The organism is Streptomyces sp. NBC_01224 (assembly GCF_036002945.1).
In the GTDB taxonomy this organism is placed as follows: Bacteria; Actinomycetota; Actinomycetes; order Streptomycetales; family Streptomycetaceae; genus Streptomyces.
In genome coordinates, this window is record NZ_CP108529.1 from 3,200,887 (window position 1) to 3,216,033 (window position 15,147).

Consider the following 15,147-nt stretch of genomic DNA (forward strand, 5'->3'; position numbering starts at 1 on the left):
TGAACCGTCGTAACTTTCCCACCCCGGTGGCGTTCTGTCGCGCTATGGGAGTGGCCGGTCACGCACGGTCAGGCTGCGGCCAGTTCCTTGCGGGCTGCGCGGCGCACTGCCGCGAGCGCCGGATCGAGCGCGGGAACGGCCGCCAGGAGCTGCTTGGTGTACGGGTCCCGGGGGTCTCCGTACACCTGGTCCACCTCACCCTCCTCGACGATCCGGCCCCGCCGCATGACGGCGACCCGGTCGCTGACCTGCCGTACGACGGCGAGGTCGTGCGCGATGAAGACCAGGGCGAGCCCCAGCTCCCGCTGCAACTGCGCCAGCAGGGCGGTCACCTGGGCCTGGGTCGTCACATCGAGTGCGGAGACGGCCTCGTCGCAGACGATCAGTTCCGGCTCGGCGGCCAGCGCCCGTGCGATCCCGACGCGCTGGCGCTGTCCGCCGCTGAACTCGTGCGGGTAGCGGTCGTACTGCTCGGGGTCGAGCCCGACCCGCTTCAGCAGATCCCGTACCCGGGCCCGGATCACGACCTCGTCGCGCTCCCCGGAAGCCCGCAGCGGGTCGGCGACCGATTCACCGATCGAGCGTCGCGGGTTGAGGGAGGAGACGGGGTCCTGGAAGACCATCTGCACCCGGGCCCGGCGGGTGAGCCGCCCGGAGGTGGGCTCCAGCAGTCCTACGAGCATCCGCCCGAGGGTGGTCTTTCCGCTGCCGCTCTCGCCGACGATGCCGAGGGTTTCGCCGCGCCGGACTGTGAGGGAGACACCGTCGACAGCGGCGAGGGCGGACTTGCCCCTGCCGAACACCTGCCGGACGTCGACGGCCTCGACAAGCGGCTCACTCCCGACGAGTTCCTCACCATCGACCGATGCCTCGCCCTCGCCCGCGGCCGGCTTGTCGTCCGAGGCCGCCGGGCGGGCCGGAATGCGTGGCACCGCCGCCAGCAGCGCCTGCGTGTACGGCTCGCGCGGCGCCACGAGCACCTCGCCCACCGGCCCCCGTTCCACCGCCCGCCCCGACTGCATGACCAGTACCTCGTCGACCGATTCGGCCGCCACGCCCACGTCATGCGTGACCAGCAGCAACCCCATGCCCGTCTCCCGCCGCAGATTGTGCAGCAGATCCAGGATCTGGGCCTGGACGGTGACGTCCAGGGCGGTCGTCGGCTCGTCGGCGATCAGCAGCTGGGGTTCGCAGGCCAGGGCCATCGCGATCAGTGCCCGCTGCCGCATCCCGCCGGAGAACTCGTGCGGCCGGGACCGGGAGCGCCGTATCGCGTCGGGAATCCCGACCCGGTCCAGCACCTCGACGGCCCGGGCCCGCGCCACCCGCCGGGAGGCCCGGTTGTGGACCCGGTACACCTGGGCGATCTGGTCGCCCACCGCGTAGTACGGGTCCAGCGAGGACAACGGGTCCTGGAAGACCATCGCCGCCTTCGCGCCCCGCAGGGCGCGCAGTTCCGCGTCGTCCGCCGCGGTCACGTCCACCCCGGCGACCCGGATCGAGCCGCCGACCCGGGCCCCGGTCCCCCGGTGCAGTCCGAGCAGGGCGTACGCCGACGCACTCTTGCCGGAGCCGGACTCACCGACGACGCCGAGTGCGCCGCCGGCCTCCAGTGAGAACGACAGCTTCTCCACCGCTCGTACGTCACCGAACGAGATCGAGAGATCGGAGACTTCGACCAGGCTCATGCCAGCACCACCCGTCGGTCGGCCATCGCCTGCAGAATGTCCGCGACGGCATTGGCAAGGACGACGAAGAATCCGGTGACGAGCACCAGACCGACGACCACCGGAAGGTCCACGTGCTTCACGGCGTCGACGAGTTCGCGGCCGACCCCCGGGATCCCGAAGAGGGATTCGGTGAGTACGGCGCCGCCGAACATCGAGCCGATGTCCAGTGCGCCGAGCGCGATCACCGGCGCCAGCGCACCGCGCAGCGCGTGCCGCCCGACGAGCGCCCGCTCGCTGACCCCGTACGCCCTGAAGGTGCGCACATGGTCCTCGGCCAGGGTCTCCAGCATCGAGGCCCGGGTCATCCGGGCGTACGGGGCCGCGGACACCAGCGCCAGCGAGATCCAGGGCAGCAGCAGGTTCCAGGCCCACTGCTCGGGGCTCTCGGTGAGGGGCACATAGTCCGGGAACGGCAGGATCTGGAGCGCCGTGACCAGGATGATGATCAGCAGCAGGCCGATGACGAAGACCGGCGTGGCCATGCCGGCCAGGGTGATCCCGGTGAGGATGCGCTCGGTCAGCCGCCCCCGCCGCCACACCGAGAGCAGCCCGGTGCCGACACCGAGCAGCATCCACAGCACGAAGGCGCCGACGGCGAGCGAGGCGGTCGCCGGGAGCTTGGCCAGGATCAGCTCGGTGACCTGCTGGTCGCTCTGGTACGAGAGCCCCAGGCAGGGCGCCTGGCAGTGCAGCACCCCGGTTCCGGTCGAGTAGTCGCGGCCGGCGAAGAGGCCCTGGAGGAAGTGCGCGTACTGCATGTACAACGGGTCGCCCAGGTGCAGCTGTTCGCTTACCTGTGCCACCTGCGCGGGCGAGCAGCGCGGACCGCAGGCGATCTGTGCGACGTTGCCGGGGGCGACGTAGAAGGCCGCGTAGACGACGATGCTGAGCGCGAGCAGCACGAAGAGCGCCCCGCCGAGGCGCCTGAGCAAAAACCACGTCATGCGTCGGTCTCCTTCTTCCGGCCGGTGCCGATCCGCAGCCGGGATTCGGCGCGCGGGTCGAGTGCGGTGCGTACGCCCTCACCGAGGACGGTCAGCGCCAGCACCGTGACGAAGAGCAGCAGGGCCGGGATCAGCAGATAGGTGGGCGCCGCCTGGTACCAGGTGTCGGCGTCGCTGAGCATCTGCCCCCAGGAGGGTGTGGGCGGCTTGATGCCGACGCCGAGGAAGGACAGAGCCGCTTCGACGACGATGTCGGCCGGGAAGAGCAGCACGGCGTACGTGATGACGGGCGCGGCCAGCGCGGGCAGCAGTTCCCGCTTGGCGATCTGCCAGGAGCCCCAGCCGCTGAGCCGGGCGGCGGAGACGTGGTCGAGCGATTTCAGCGCGAGCGTCTGGGCGCGCACGATCTTCGAGATGCCGGACCAGCCGACCAGGCCGATGATCACGGCGATCAGGACCGGGCGCGGGAAGCTCGTGGGGACGACGGCGAGCGCGCCGAGCGCGATCACCATGACGGGCAACGCGACCACGACGTCGGTGACCCGGCTGAGCGCCTGGTCGACGAAGCGGTTGCCGAGCCCGGCCGCGAGGCCGACGCCGACCCCGATGATCACCTGGAGCAGGGTGGCGGCGAGCGCGACGCCGAGCGAGACCCGTGCCCCGTGGACGACGCGTGCGAACAGGTCGCGTCCGGTGAGCGGTTCGACGCCGAGCCAGTGCTCGGCGCTGATCCCGCCGAAGGAGCCGAGCGGCACCCCGCCGGTGGCGGAGTCGACGAGTTCCGGGTGGTACGTGGTGGGGTCCTGGCCCTCGATGCCCGCGAGCAGCGGTGCGGCGAGCGCGATCAGGACCAGCAGGGCGACGACGACGGCCGCCACGAGGGCCGCGCGCCGGGCGCGCAGCCGCCGCCAGAACGGATGGGCCCCGGAGGCGGGGGCCTTGACGGCCCCCGCCTCCTCGGCCAGTAGAGCTTCGGCCATGGTTACTTGACCGCGACCTGCGAGATGTCGAGCACACCGGTCCAGTCGCTGATCACGACGTTCTTGATGGACTCGCCGTACAGGCGCTTGTAGACCGGGTGGAACAGCGGCACGGTCAGTGCCTGCTCACCGACCTTCTCGTCGAGCGCGCCCCAGCGCTTCGCGGCGGCGTTCAGGTCGGTCAGCTTGTTGATCTCGTCGATCTCCTTGTTGACCGCAGAGTCGTTCAGCTGGCCGGAGTTGAAGTTGTAGCCGGACTTGACGATCTGGCGTCCATCGAAGATCGGTGCGAAGAAGGGCCCGCCGGACGGCCAGTCGGCACCCCAGCCGCCGAGGAAGAAGCCGGGCTCACTCTTCACGTTGTAGACCGTGTCGGAGTAGTCGTTGCTCTCCAGGCCCCGGAGCTTGACGGTGATGCCGGCCTTCTTCAGCGCCTCCTGGAGCGCGGTGGCGATCTCCGGGCTGGTGGCGAAGTCCTTGTCGTTGGAGTGCGTGAGGGTGACGGTCAGCCCCTTGGGGTAGCCGGCCTCCTTCAGCAGTTCCTCGGCCTTGGCAGCGTTGCCGGACTTCCCGGCCGGGAAGTGGTCGTACGGGGTGTATCCGAAGGCCTTCTGGTCGGGGAGGAAGGTGGTGGCGGGCTCGGCGAGCGAGGAGCCGCCGGCCGCGTTGACCACGGAGGAGCGGTCGACGGCGTACGAGATCGCCTGGCGCACCTTCGGGTTGTCGAACGGCTTCACCTTCGGATTGAAGGCGATGTAGTTGGTGTAGCCGAAGTGGCCGGTGCCGACGCGTGCGGCGAGCTTCTTGTCGCCGGTGACCTTGGCAAGCTCGGCGGGGCCCAGGTTGGTGTCGGTGGTGACGGCGGCCGCGTCGGCGCCCTGCGATGCGGAGAGGCGCTGGTTGATGACGGCGGAGTCGAGCCCGGAGCGCACGTCGATCCGGTCGGGGTAGGCCTTGCGCTCCTCGTCGGTCGCGGCCGACCAGTGCGGGTTGCGCTCCAGGACGAGGCGCTCGCCGTCGCCCTCGTTCTTGACGACCTTGTACGGCCCCGAGGAGATCGGGTGCTCCTCGTACTTGGTGCCCTTGTCCTTGGCCTTCGGCACCGGGGTCGTCTGGGTCTGCGTGGCCAGGAAGGGGAATTCACCCTCCGGCTTGTTGAGGTGGAAGACGATCGTCTTCGCGTCGGGCGTCTCGATCGAGTCGAGGCCCTTCTTGTCCTTGTACGGGCCCTGGTAGTCGGCCCCGCCGATCAGCCAGTCGCGCAGGTAGGGCGCACCGCCGGAGAGCTCCGCGGCGAAGGAGCGCTCGATGCCGTACTTGATGTCGGCACTCGTGATCGCGGCGCCGTCCTCGTATTTCAGGCCGTCCTTGAGGGTGTACGTCCACACGGTGGCGTTCTTGCTGGGCGTGCCCAGGTCGGTCGCCAGGTCGGGGACGACCTTCGCGCCCGCCGCGCCGTCCTCCCGGTTGCGGGTGGTGAGCGTACGGAAGACGAGGGACGGGACGTTGCCACCGCCGGAGGTGTAGAGCCGGGCGGGGTCGAAGTCCTCCTGCGGCTTGCTGTTGAGGACGGTGAGCGTGCCGCCCTTCTTGGGCGTGCCCGCTGCGCCGGAATTGCCGTCGCTGGCCTTGCTGTCCTGGGGCCCGCAGGCCGCGGCACCCGCAGCCACGACGAGTACTGCGGCGGCCGCTGCCACGCGGCGCGATATGACGGACGGTTGACGCATCGGAAGGTGACCTCTCGGAGTACTGCCTGGAGAAAAGAACGGAGGGAATTTCCGTGCAGGCAGCAACGAGAGCGAGTGCACACAACCGATCGGCACATGGAAAAAGATGACCGGAACACTGAAACTGTCGCGCCTGCGGACGGAGTGCGCCCAGGCGCGACAGTCGTGCATGGTTGTCCGGGCCGTTTCAGGGCTCGGGCAGAGGGCCGACGCGCGCTCGGGCAGGCGTCAGCAACAGTGGATGTCGGCGACGCTGTGCCCGGTCACGCCGATGAGCGCCAGCTCTATGGCGGCGCGTTCGGAGGTGACGGGGCTGCGTGACATGCCGAGAAATATGGATCACCGCCCAGGGGATGTCAACGCAGAATGAGACGATCATCTCAATATGCGGACAGCATCCGGGTGAGGACGCCCCGGTCGGCAGATGACGGCGGAGCCCGGCCTCGATCGACGGGACGGCCCGGCACACCCCCGGCCCGGCCCTTTCTGATTCAACTGCCCGGATACACCCAGGCGTTGGGCCGGCACTTGATCTTGTTGATGTTCAGGGACTTCGTCTGCTGCTGCATCACCGGAGCGAGGGCTCCCGGCGTGCGACAACTCACATGGTCGTGCCCCAGCCGGTGACCGACCTCATGGTTGATCAGCATCTGACGGTAGGCGAAGAGTTTGTCCGGGCCGAACGTCGACGACCCCTGCGCCCAGCGGTAGGCGTTGATCATCACGCGTTCGGTCGCCGCGGAGTCGCACGAGACGTTGTCCTCGGTCGTGTCCAGACCCGACTTCCGGCACCAGTCCCCGGTGGTTCCTGGACTGGCCAGGGTGATCACGAAATCGGGGTCGCCGGAGGAGATCCGCTCGAACGTCATGGCGCCGGCGTGCGCCCAGCTGCGGTCGTCGTTGAGCGTCTCCTGGACGGCACGGGCAAAGAGCGAGGCGTCGAGCCCGAGACCCTTCTCGACATCGATCCGGTAGCGGTACTTGTGGCCCCTGCCCGGGGCCTTCGCCGTCCCCGGAACCGCCTCGAACTTCCCGGACCCATGGAGCTTTGGGGAGAGCGGATATGCCTTGGCCATCTTCTCCGCGTACGAAAGAGCCTTGACCTGCGCCACCTTCGGGGTCGGCCGGTCGTCCGAGCGAGAGGCGCCGTCGGTGCCGTCCCGGTCGACACCCGCGGGCTGCGCGGCACTGGTCCCGCCACCGTCGTGGGCGACCTGCCCGGCCACGACCACCGCGAGCACGGTGGTCACCGCGGCGGCCGCGATGCCGGTGAAGGTACGGCCCCTGGCGCCCTTGCCGTCCTTGGCGGGCGTCGGCGCGTCGGCGTCGCCGTGCGGCGGCTGCTCGTCCCACTCGCCGACCGAGCTGTACGGATCGGCCGTCGGCACCGGCGGGGCGGAAGGCCCACGGGGTGCGGGGGGCGTGCCGAACGCCTCGACGAACTCGCGCCGCGGACCCGGTACCTGTGGCCGGGTACCGACCTGCTGCTCACGCCGGGGCACCGTCTGCTGCGGCCCGGTCCCCCAGCCGCCGCCGGGTTCACGCTGTTCGGGGTGGCCGCCGCGGACGTGGCCGGTCTGCCGGAACGGGGCGTGTCCATCCGCACCGGCCGGTGTGTCGGCCTGCCTCCGGCGCCGCCCACTGCCGGGCCCCGGACGTATGGCCTCACGGTCACCGCCTGTATTCGCGACGGCGGCCTCGATATCGGACCCCGCGGGTTTGGGGCCCTTTCGACTATGTCGTCCCACGCCCCGGATCAGCTCCCGCCGCGTTCGTCGAGCAGCTCCCGGAAGGCCTGGGCGACCGCCTCCGGGTACTCCATCATCGCCACGTGCCCCGCGTCGGGCAGTGTCAGCAGCCGCGAATCACGGAAGGCCGCGGACGCCCTGCGTGCCATCCGGTACGAGACCAGCTGGTCCCGTCCGCCGTACACGAGCTGGGTCGGCGCGAGCACCCGCTCGGCCTGGCGCCACAGTCCGTGCTGCCCGCCCAGCGTGTACGCATCGACGATGCCACGTGCCGAGCGCGCCATCGCGTCCCAGAAGTACGGCAGCTCCAGCCGGCGCTCCATTTCGGCCACCGCTTCACGGAAGCCCGATTCGGAGACGCGCGCCGGATCGCCGTAACAGAGTGCCATGACGCCGCGCGTGCGCTCTTCCGCGGTCCAGTCCCTGGTCATCCTGGCGAACATGCTCGCGACGCCCGGAACGGCGAGCAGTCCGGTCGGTACAGCGGGCCACTGCACCCGGATCTCGGGGAGCGCGGGCGAGATGAGGGTGAGGGTGCGCACCAGGTCGGGTCGGACCGCGGCAACCCGGGTGGCCACGGCGCCGCCGAGCGAATTGCCGAACAGATGGACGGGCCCGCGCTCCCCCGCGTCGAGGAACCGGATCACGGCACGGGCATGCCCGGTGACCGAGTAGTTGCCGTCGTCCGGCGGCGGCGAGTCGCCGAAACCGGGCAGGTCGACCGCCTCTCCGTCCACCAGGTCCTGGAGCAGCGGCATCAGCGCCGACCAGTTCTGCGATGAGCCACCGAGCCCGTGCACATAGAGCGCGGGCGGCAGCCCGGTCCGCTCCGGCGGCCGGGATCGGACGGTCAGCGTCAGTCCGGGCAGCGCGGCGGAGCGCAGCTTCTCCCCCTCCGCGACCCTGACGGTGCTCACCATGGGGGCCACCGCGGTGGCGGCGCGGACTCCCGGCAGCTCGGTCGAAGACATGCGGCAATGTTACGAGACGATCACACCGTGGTTCATGTGTTCGCGGTCACACACCGCATAGCGGCTTGCAGGGGTAGCTCCTAGGCTCGAAGCAAGGAAGGGAGTCACCATGACGGTCGACCCCAGCGACCCGGAGACCTTCGAGAACATCCAGCCGGACGAACCGGACCAGGAGACGCCCCGGGCGGACGCCGCCGAGCAGCAGGCCGATCTCCAGCAGCGGCAGGACGAACCGCTCACGGACATCGACCGGAACAGTGCCAATGAGGCGGATGCGGCGGAGCAGGCTCGTGTTGTCACACAGGATGAAGATGATTACCGCTGATACGCCCCGCTTTGCCCCATCGGTCGACGAATCTATGGCTACCGCAGCCGTCCGGTCCGTGAAATTCTGCGTCCGCGCCGCGCATACCCGGGTTACCCAAAAGTACGATGGCTGTACGGCGCAGCGTGCATGGAAAGGCTGTGTCCGATCACAAATTTGGGAGGCGGCGTGACAGCCATCGAGCAGACCGAGGCGGCGCGCCCGCGGGGCACTCGACTGCCCCGCCGCGCCCGACGCAACCAGCTGCTGGGCGCCGCGCAGGAAGTATTTGTGGCGCAGGGTTACCACTCCGCCGCGATGGACGACATCGCCGAGCGGGCGGGGGTCAGCAAGCCGGTGCTCTATCAGCACTTCCCGGGCAAGCTGGAGCTCTATCTGGCCCTGCTCGACCAGCACTGCGAGTCGCTGCTCCAGGCGGTCCGTACGGCGCTGGCGTCGACGACCGACAACAAGCTGCGCGTCGCCGCGACGATGGACGCGTACTTCGCATACGTCGAGGACGAGGGCGGCGCCTTCCGGCTGGTCTTCGAGTCGGACCTGACCAATGAGCCCGCGGTGCGCGAGCGCGTCGACCGGGTATCGCTGCAGTGCGCGGAGGCCATCTCCGACGTCATCGCCGGTGACACGGGACTGTCCAAGGACGAGTCCATGCTGCTCGCGGTGGGTCTGGGCGGTGTCTCCCAGGTGGTCGCCCGTTACTGGCTCTCCAGCCAGTCCGCCATTCCCCGGGACACGGCGGTGCAGCTGCTCACTTCGCTGGCCTGGCGAGGCATCGCGGGCTTCCCGCTGCACGGCATCGATCAGCACTGACGGAAGCCGCCGGGTGCGGCCGGCGCCCGTGTTCGCTGCGGGCGTTGCCCGCCGACCGCTGGCGGATCCCCTCAGCGGGCTAATGTGTGCTGCGTACGGCGCGGTTCACCGCGCAGGGACTGACCGTCGGAGGGACATAGCCGTGGAGGTCAAGATCGGGGTGCAGCACACGCCCCGGGAGATCGTTCTGGAGAGCGGGCTTTCCGCCGAAGAGGTCGAGAGCACGGTCGCCGAGGCTCTCACCGGTAAGGCGCAGCTGCTCAGCCTCACGGACGAGAAGGGCCGCAAGGTGCTGGTGCCGGCCGACCGGATCGCGTACGTGGAGATCGGCGAGCCGAGCACGCGCCGCGTGGGGTTCGGCGCGCTGTAGGCAGCACGCTCGAAGCGGTGACCGTGGCAGCGGCCCGGTGGGAATTCCCCACCGGGCCGCTTTCCGTTCTTCCGGCCCGTTATATCGGTCCGCGTCCGCGTTTCCGTCAGCCGGGCGATTCCTGAGCGAACCCTGTTCAAGGAGGGTTGCGTTCCGCAACCCTCGGGTAGTACCGCTAACGACCGTTTTACCCGCCCCGCAACTCGCGAGGTGATCATCTGTGATCTTGGAATTCCTCGGCTCCGTCGTGCTCGGACTCGCCCTCGCCTGGGTGGCGCTCCGCGCGCTGCCGCACCGGCTCCCGTCCCGCCGGGCCGTCTTCGCCACCGGCGCTCTGGGAGCGGTGTTCGGTGCGTTTCTCATGCACTCGGTGCTGGGCCCGGACCACGCCGTGGCCACGCTGATCGGCGCGGTGCTGATCGGGGCCGTGACGCTCTCGCTACTGGTCCGCCCCGGTAGCCACCGCCTGAGCCGATCAGCGGCGGCCTGAAGCCGTCCGGCACCCGCGCGAACGGACGCCGGACGGCCGCGGTGAAACCGCGACTACGCGGCGAGCCCGAGCGCGGCCATCCGCTTGGTGTGCGCCTCGGTGATCCGCGAGAACATCCGCCCGACCTCCGCCAGGTCGAACCCGTCGGCCACTCCCCCGACGAGCATCGTCGACAGTGCGTCGCGGTCGGCCACCACCCGCTGTGCCTGCGAGAGCGCCTCGCCCATCAGCCGGCGCGCCCACAGCGCGAGCCGCCCACCGACACGCGGGTCGGCCTCGATCGCGGCGCGCACCTTCTCGACGGCGAAGTTGCCGTGCCCCGTGTCGTCGAGCACGGCGAGGACGAGGGAGCGGGTGTCCGAGTCGAGCCGGGCGGCGACCTCGCGGTAGAAGTCGCTGGCGATGGAATCGCCGACGTAGGCCTTGACCAGGCCCTCCAGCCAGTCCGACGGCGCGGTCTGGCGGTGGAAGTCGTCGAGCGCCTTGGCGAACGGCTCCATCGCGCCCGTCGGCTCCACCTCGATCGCGGTCAGCCGGTCCGTCAGCCGCTCGAAGTGATGGAATTCGGCGGAGGCCATCTTTGCCAGCTCCGCCTTGTCGGCCAGCGTCGGCGCGAGTTTGGCGTCCTCGGCGAGCCGCTCGAAGGCCGCCAGCTCCCCGTACGCAAGTGCTCCCAGCAGGTCCACGACCGCTGCTCGGTACTGCGGCTCCACGGATGCCGTGGCCCAGTCCTGGGCGGCGATTCCGGTGAGCACGGGGGCTTCATTGGCGTTGTCAGGCGTCTCCATGAACCGCAGAATAGCCCGACCGACGGGGGATGGAAGGGCCTGGCCAGCCAGTGACATCACACCGTTCCGATGAATTCGCCCAACACACATGCGCGAATCCGGGGTACAGTGGTATTGCGTCTACTCAGTATTTTGGGCTGGTGGCGCGAAATTGAATGAGGATGCCCGGTCGGTGGCCCGATCGGCTCCGACCCGACAGCCCTCCACGCGGGGCGTACGCCACGTACGACCGCAGATGAGGGGCCCCCTCAGCGGCACGAGCGCTCGAGCGACGGCAGTGGTCCCGCGCCACCCGGCCCATCCACGGCCGGATGACCAACCCCGGCACGGTACGACCCCCAGCGTTCGCCTCGGACCGCGTCTCACAGAAGAGGCAGCACCCTGACTACGTTCCGAGACCTCGGGATTCTTCCCGAGACGGCCGAGGCCCTTGAGGCCGTCGGCATTGTGTCCCCGTTCCCCATCCAGGAGATGACGCTCCCCGTCGCGCTCTCCGGCTCCGATGTCATCGGGCAGGCCAAGACCGGCACCGGCAAGACCCTCGGTTTCGGTCTGCCGCTGCTGGAGCGCGTCACCGTCCCCGCGGACGTCGAGGCGGGCCGGGCCGAGCCCGAGCAGCTGACCGAGGCGCCGCAGGCGCTGGTCGTCGTCCCCACCCGCGAGCTCTGCCAGCAGGTCACCAACGACCTGCTGACCGCCGGCAAGGTGCGTAACGTCCGCGTTCTCGCCATCTACGGCGGCCGCGCGTACGAGCCGCAGGTCGAGGCCCTGAAGAAGGGCGTCGATGTGATCGTCGGCACCCCGGGCCGACTGCTCGACCTCGCCGGGCAGCGCAAGCTCGACCTCTCGCACGTCCGCGCACTCGTGCTCGACGAGGCCGACGAGATGCTCGACCTGGGCTTCCTGCCCGACGTCGAGAAGATCATCACCATGCTTCCGCCGAAGCGGCAGACGATGCTGTTCTCGGCGACCATGCCGGGCGCCGTCATCGGCCTCGCACGGCGCTACATGTCGCAGCCGACGCACATCCGCGCCACCTCGCCCGACGATGAGGGCGCGACCGTCGCGAACATCTCGCAGCATGTCTTCCGGGCCCACTCGATGGACAAGCCGGAAATGGTCTCCCGCATCCTGCAGGCCAACGGCCGCGGACTCGCGATGATCTTCTGCCGTACGAAGCGCACGGCCGCCGACATCGCCGAGCAGCTGGAGAAGCGCGGTTTCGCGTCCGGCGCGGTCCACGGCGACCTCGGCCAGGGTGCGCGCGAGCAGGCACTGCGCGCGTTCCGCAACGGCAAGGTGGACGTGCTCGTCTGCACCGACGTGGCGGCCCGCGGTATCGATGTCGAGGGTGTGACCCACGTCATCAACTATCAGTCGCCGGAGGACGAGAAGACCTACCTCCACCGCATCGGCCGGACCGGCCGTGCGGGCGCCAAGGGCATCGCGATCACGCTGGTCGACTGGGACGACATCCCGCGCTGGCAGCTGATCAACAAGGCGCTCGACCTGAAGTTCCCTGACCCGGTCGAGACGTACTCCACCTCTCCGCACCTCTTCGAGGAGCTCGACATCCCGGCCGGCACCAAGGGTGTCCTGCCGCGCACCGAGCGGACCCGTGCGGGTCTGCGGGCCGAGGAGATCGAGGACCTGGGCGAGACGGGCGGCCGCGGTCGCAAGTCCTCCGCCGCGTCCTCGGCGCCCGCCGTCCGTGAGGAGCGTGCGCCGCGTACGCCGCGTCAGCGTCGTCGTACGCGGGGCGGCTCCGCGGTCGAGGAGGCCGCCGCCACCGCCACGGTGCCGGCCCCGTCCACCGAGGTGGACGACGCCCCGTCGGAGCCGCGTACGCCGCGCCGCCGCCGTCGTACCCGCGTCGGTGCCCCGGACGTCGCAGCCGAGGCCGCTGTGACCACGGTGGAGGCTCCGGCCGCCACCGTCGCCACGAAGACCGAGGTCGAGGCCGAGCCCGCGACCGAGACCAAGCCGCGCCGCCGCACCCGGGCCGCCGTCGTGAAGCCGGCCGCGGACGAGGTCGACTTCCAGATCGCGCCCATCGCCGAGCCGGTGCCCGAGGCGAGGACGGTGACCAAGCCGCGTCGCCGCGCCCGCGTCATCAAGCCGGCCGAGGACGAGGTCGACTTCCAGATCGCGCCGATCTCCGAGCCCAACCCGGAGACCAAGCCCCGTCGCCGCACCCGTGCGGCAGCCAAGCCGAAGACGGAGGCTGTGGCCCAGGCCCCGGCCGCCGAGGGCGAGGCGAAGCCGCGGAGGCGGCGGGCGCCTCGTGCGGCTGCCGCCAAGACCGAGGGCTGAGCACGGAGCGCTGATTGATCCGGGGCTCCGCCTTGGACCCCGCTCCTCGAACGCCTGAGGGGCTTGATTTCGCCAGACGGGCTTGAGGGCATCCTCAAGCCCGTCCGGCGTTCGAGGACATAACCTCGTCCCATGAGTCGGCCGCCCACCTTCGCCCCGCCCGCCTGCGCCCACGCCCGCCAGCTCCGCACCGCGCGCGGGGACTTCGCCGTGCTGGACGCCTCGCCGCGCACCGCGCCGCGCGGTACCGCCCTCCTGCTGCCCGGTTACACAGGCAGCAAGGAGGACTTCATCGCACTCCTCGAACCGCTCTGTGCCGCCGGATACCGGACCGTCGCCGTGGACGGTCGCGGGCAGTACGAGACCGAGGGGACGACCCGTCAAGCGGACTACGCACAGGGCGAGTTGGCCCGCGATGTGCTCGCGCAGGCCACCGCTCCCGGCGTCGGCGGCGAGGGCCCCGTGCATCTGGTCGGGCACTCGCTGGGCGGGCAGATCGCCCGCGCCGCCGTGCTGCTGGACGCCTCGCCGTTCCGTTCGCTGACCCTCATGTCGTCCGGACCGGCACAGGTCACCGAGGCCCAGCAGCTCAAGGTGAAGCTGCTCGGCGACGCGCTCGCGACGCTGAGCATGGCCGAGGTGTGGGAGGCGATGCGCGCCCTCGACCCGCCCGAGGACGCGGCGACGGACGGCGAGGCTCTGCGCCGGCGCTGGCTGCGCCACCAGCCCGCCCAGCTGATCGCCACCGGCCGCCAGCTGGCGACCGAGCCGGACCGGGTGGCCGAACTCGCCGCCGCACCTCTGCCCCTCCATGTGCTCTCCGGCGAGCGCGACGACACCTGGCCGGTGCCACTGCTCGACGAGATGGCCCAGCGGCTGGGCGCGCGCCATACCCGGATCGCGGGCGCCGAGCACTCCCCCAATACGGACCGTCCGGAACAGACGGCGGCCGCGCTCGTCTCCTTCTGGGACAGCCTGTAGGCGACGGGCGTCGGAACTCAGTACTGCGCCTGCAGGTGCTGCCAGAAACCGTCACGCAGCGCCCGCCGCAGATGTGCGTGGCCGCGCAGCGAGTGCTGCAGCAGCCGTTCGGCCTCGACCAGCAGGTCCTGGTCGACGGAGCCCGGCAGGTACGGATGTCCGGGCAGCAGATCCGCGAGGGACTCGCGGCCCCGGGCGGCCAGCCAGGCAGCGGCGATCTGCGCACCGACGAAGCGGACGTCTTCGCGCGAGGGCGCGGGGGTGTCGTCCTCGTAGGTGGTGACGGGGCGTCTGGTGACGTACGGGCGACAGAAGTCCAAGTCGAAGGTGCGCTGGCTGTCGACCTCCCAGAGCAGCGGTTCGGCCTGGTTGCGCCCCTCCCCCGCCTCGATGCCCCACAGGTGCACCCGGGCCCCGTACCCCTGCGCCGCCTCGACTGCCGACACCAGGTCCTCGTCACCGCCGACCAGTGCCGCGTCGCTGATGGCGCGGTGCCGGGCGAGCGATTCGAGGTCGGTGCGGATGAGTGAGTCGACACCCTTCTGCTGGTTGTTGGCGTTGAGGTTGCCGAGTCTGACCTTGACGTCGGGGAGTTCGGCGATGGACTGCTGCTCGACGGTGTGGATGCGTCGCCTGGCTCCGTCGTACCAGTACACGCGCAGCAGCCTGCTGTCCGCGAAGATCGTGCGGGCCTTGTCGATGAAGGCCTCGATCAGCCCTTCCGCGTCGAGGTCGAAGGAGCGGCGGTCCTCGGTGCCGGTGACGAGCAGTCCGGCCGCGGCATACACATAGCCCGCGTCCACGAAGATCGCGTGGGTCGAGGGGGTCTTCGACACCTCGGCGAGCACGCGCTGGAGCAGCTCATTGGTGCGGTCCAGGCGCTCGCGGATCTCTGCCTCGTTCATTCGGGCCTCGTCGTGGGCCTCGTAGCCGGATCGCGCTCGGTGACCTGCTGGTACTTAGACATCCA

At 70.2% G+C, this 15,147-nt stretch carries 15 protein-coding genes; 6 read left to right on the plus strand and 9 right to left on the minus strand.

Annotation, left to right across the window (positions count from 1 at the left end; translation table 11 throughout):
* Positions 1-68: 68 nt before the first annotated feature.
* The 7 genes from OG609_RS13700 to OG609_RS13730 all read right to left on the minus strand — a co-directional run bounded on the left by OG609_RS13700 (position 69) and on the right by OG609_RS13730 (position 8,100).
* The gene (locus OG609_RS13700; RefSeq protein ID WP_327273058.1) at positions 69-1,688 is read right to left on the minus strand and encodes an ABC transporter ATP-binding protein; all 1,620 of its coding nucleotides are present in this window, start codon (positions 1,686-1,688) and stop codon (positions 69-71) included.
* The gene (locus tag OG609_RS13705) at positions 1,685-2,674 is read right to left on the minus strand and encodes an ABC transporter permease (protein WP_327273059.1); all 990 of its coding nucleotides are present in this window, start codon (positions 2,672-2,674) and stop codon (positions 1,685-1,687) included. Before OG609_RS13705 ends, OG609_RS13700 begins: the two co-directional genes overlap by 4 nt.
* Positions 2,671-3,654: an ABC transporter permease gene (locus tag OG609_RS13710; RefSeq protein WP_327273060.1), complete on the minus strand. Its 984-nt coding sequence runs from the start codon at positions 3,652-3,654 to the stop codon at positions 2,671-2,673. Before OG609_RS13710 ends, OG609_RS13705 begins: the two co-directional genes overlap by 4 nt.
* 2 nt (positions 3,655-3,656) lie before the next feature.
* Positions 3,657-5,381: an ABC transporter substrate-binding protein gene (locus OG609_RS13715; RefSeq protein ID WP_327273061.1), complete on the minus strand. Its 1,725-nt coding sequence runs from the start codon at positions 5,379-5,381 to the stop codon at positions 3,657-3,659.
* Between the two features lie 228 nt (positions 5,382-5,609).
* Entirely contained in the window at positions 5,610-5,705 is a 96-nt protein-coding gene (locus OG609_RS13720) for an Ms4533A family Cys-rich leader peptide (protein ID WP_327273062.1), read from the minus strand.
* A 167-nt stretch (positions 5,706-5,872) separates the two neighbouring features.
* Positions 5,873-7,129, minus strand: coding sequence for a DUF3152 domain-containing protein (locus OG609_RS13725; RefSeq protein ID WP_327273063.1), 1,257 nt, complete (start codon positions 7,127-7,129; stop codon positions 5,873-5,875).
* Positions 7,130-7,137: 8 nt separating this feature from the next.
* Positions 7,138-8,100, minus strand: a complete 963-nt coding sequence (locus tag OG609_RS13730) for an alpha/beta fold hydrolase (RefSeq protein WP_327273064.1) — start codon at positions 8,098-8,100, stop codon at positions 7,138-7,140.
* A gap of 109 nt (positions 8,101-8,209) precedes the next feature.
* Here OG609_RS13730 and OG609_RS13735 point away from each other — a divergent pair, with 109 nt between their 5' ends.
* From OG609_RS13735 to OG609_RS13750, 4 genes are all read left to right on the plus strand, one after another.
* Complete coding sequence (locus tag OG609_RS13735; protein WP_327273065.1) at positions 8,210-8,425, plus strand: hypothetical protein; 216 nt, start codon at positions 8,210-8,212, stop codon at positions 8,423-8,425.
* Positions 8,426-8,593: 168 nt separating this feature from the next.
* A complete protein-coding gene (locus OG609_RS13740) occupies positions 8,594-9,235 on the plus strand; it encodes a TetR/AcrR family transcriptional regulator (RefSeq protein ID WP_030915445.1) in 642 nt (213 codons plus the stop codon).
* A 142-nt stretch (positions 9,236-9,377) separates the two neighbouring features.
* Complete coding sequence (locus OG609_RS13745) at positions 9,378-9,605, plus strand: DUF3107 domain-containing protein (protein ID WP_218105578.1); 228 nt, start codon at positions 9,378-9,380, stop codon at positions 9,603-9,605.
* A gap of 220 nt (positions 9,606-9,825) precedes the next feature.
* Complete coding sequence (locus OG609_RS13750; protein WP_327273066.1) at positions 9,826-10,095, plus strand: hypothetical protein; 270 nt, start codon at positions 9,826-9,828, stop codon at positions 10,093-10,095.
* A gap of 53 nt (positions 10,096-10,148) precedes the next feature.
* Here the strand turns inward: OG609_RS13750 and OG609_RS13755 are convergent, their stop codons facing one another.
* A complete protein-coding gene (locus tag OG609_RS13755) occupies positions 10,149-10,883 on the minus strand; it encodes a ferritin-like fold-containing protein (protein WP_327273067.1) in 735 nt (244 codons plus the stop codon).
* Between the two features lie 471 nt (positions 10,884-11,354).
* On the opposite strand from OG609_RS13755, the gene OG609_RS13760 reads away from it, so the two are divergent.
* Together OG609_RS13760 and OG609_RS13765 are read left to right on the plus strand one after the other, a co-directional pair.
* On the plus strand, positions 11,355-13,196 hold the full coding sequence (locus OG609_RS13760; protein ID WP_327273068.1) for a DEAD/DEAH box helicase: 1,842 nt from the start codon (positions 11,355-11,357) through the stop codon (positions 13,194-13,196).
* A gap of 132 nt (positions 13,197-13,328) precedes the next feature.
* The gene (locus OG609_RS13765; protein WP_327273069.1) at positions 13,329-14,177 is read left to right on the plus strand and encodes an alpha/beta fold hydrolase; all 849 of its coding nucleotides are present in this window, start codon (positions 13,329-13,331) and stop codon (positions 14,175-14,177) included.
* A gap of 17 nt (positions 14,178-14,194) precedes the next feature.
* Here OG609_RS13765 and OG609_RS13770 read toward each other — a convergent pair whose 3' ends face one another.
* Complete coding sequence (locus OG609_RS13770) at positions 14,195-15,082, minus strand: NYN domain-containing protein (protein WP_093897496.1); 888 nt, start codon at positions 15,080-15,082, stop codon at positions 14,195-14,197.
* Positions 15,083-15,147: the final 65 nt, after the last annotated feature.

Bases quoted from the DNA above. Each gene is read 5' to 3' on its own strand.
- OG609_RS13700 (WP_327273058.1), bottom strand. From the start codon at position 1,688: ATGAGCCTGGTCGAAGTCTCCGATCTCTCGATCTCGTTCGGTGACGTA.
- OG609_RS13705 (WP_327273059.1), bottom strand. From the start codon at position 2,674: ATGACGTGGTTTTTGCTCAGGCGCCTCGGCGGGGCGCTCTTCGTGCTG.
- OG609_RS13710 (WP_327273060.1), bottom strand. From the start codon at position 3,654: ATGGCCGAAGCTCTACTGGCCGAGGAGGCGGGGGCCGTCAAGGCCCCC.
- OG609_RS13715 (WP_327273061.1), bottom strand. From the start codon at position 5,381: ATGCGTCAACCGTCCGTCATATCGCGCCGCGTGGCAGCGGCCGCCGCA.
- OG609_RS13720 (WP_327273062.1), bottom strand. From the start codon at position 5,705: ATGTCACGCAGCCCCGTCACCTCCGAACGCGCCGCCATAGAGCTGGCG.
- OG609_RS13730 (WP_327273064.1), bottom strand. From the start codon at position 8,100: ATGTCTTCGACCGAGCTGCCGGGAGTCCGCGCCGCCACCGCGGTGGCC.
- OG609_RS13735 (WP_327273065.1), top strand. From the start codon at position 8,210: ATGACGGTCGACCCCAGCGACCCGGAGACCTTCGAGAACATCCAGCCG.
- OG609_RS13755 (WP_327273067.1), bottom strand. From the start codon at position 10,883: ATGGAGACGCCTGACAACGCCAATGAAGCCCCCGTGCTCACCGGAATC.
- OG609_RS13760 (WP_327273068.1), top strand. From the start codon at position 11,355: ATGACGCTCCCCGTCGCGCTCTCCGGCTCCGATGTCATCGGGCAGGCC.
- OG609_RS13765 (WP_327273069.1), top strand. From the start codon at position 13,329: ATGAGTCGGCCGCCCACCTTCGCCCCGCCCGCCTGCGCCCACGCCCGC.
- OG609_RS13770 (WP_093897496.1), bottom strand. From the start codon at position 15,082: ATGAACGAGGCAGAGATCCGCGAGCGCCTGGACCGCACCAATGAGCTG.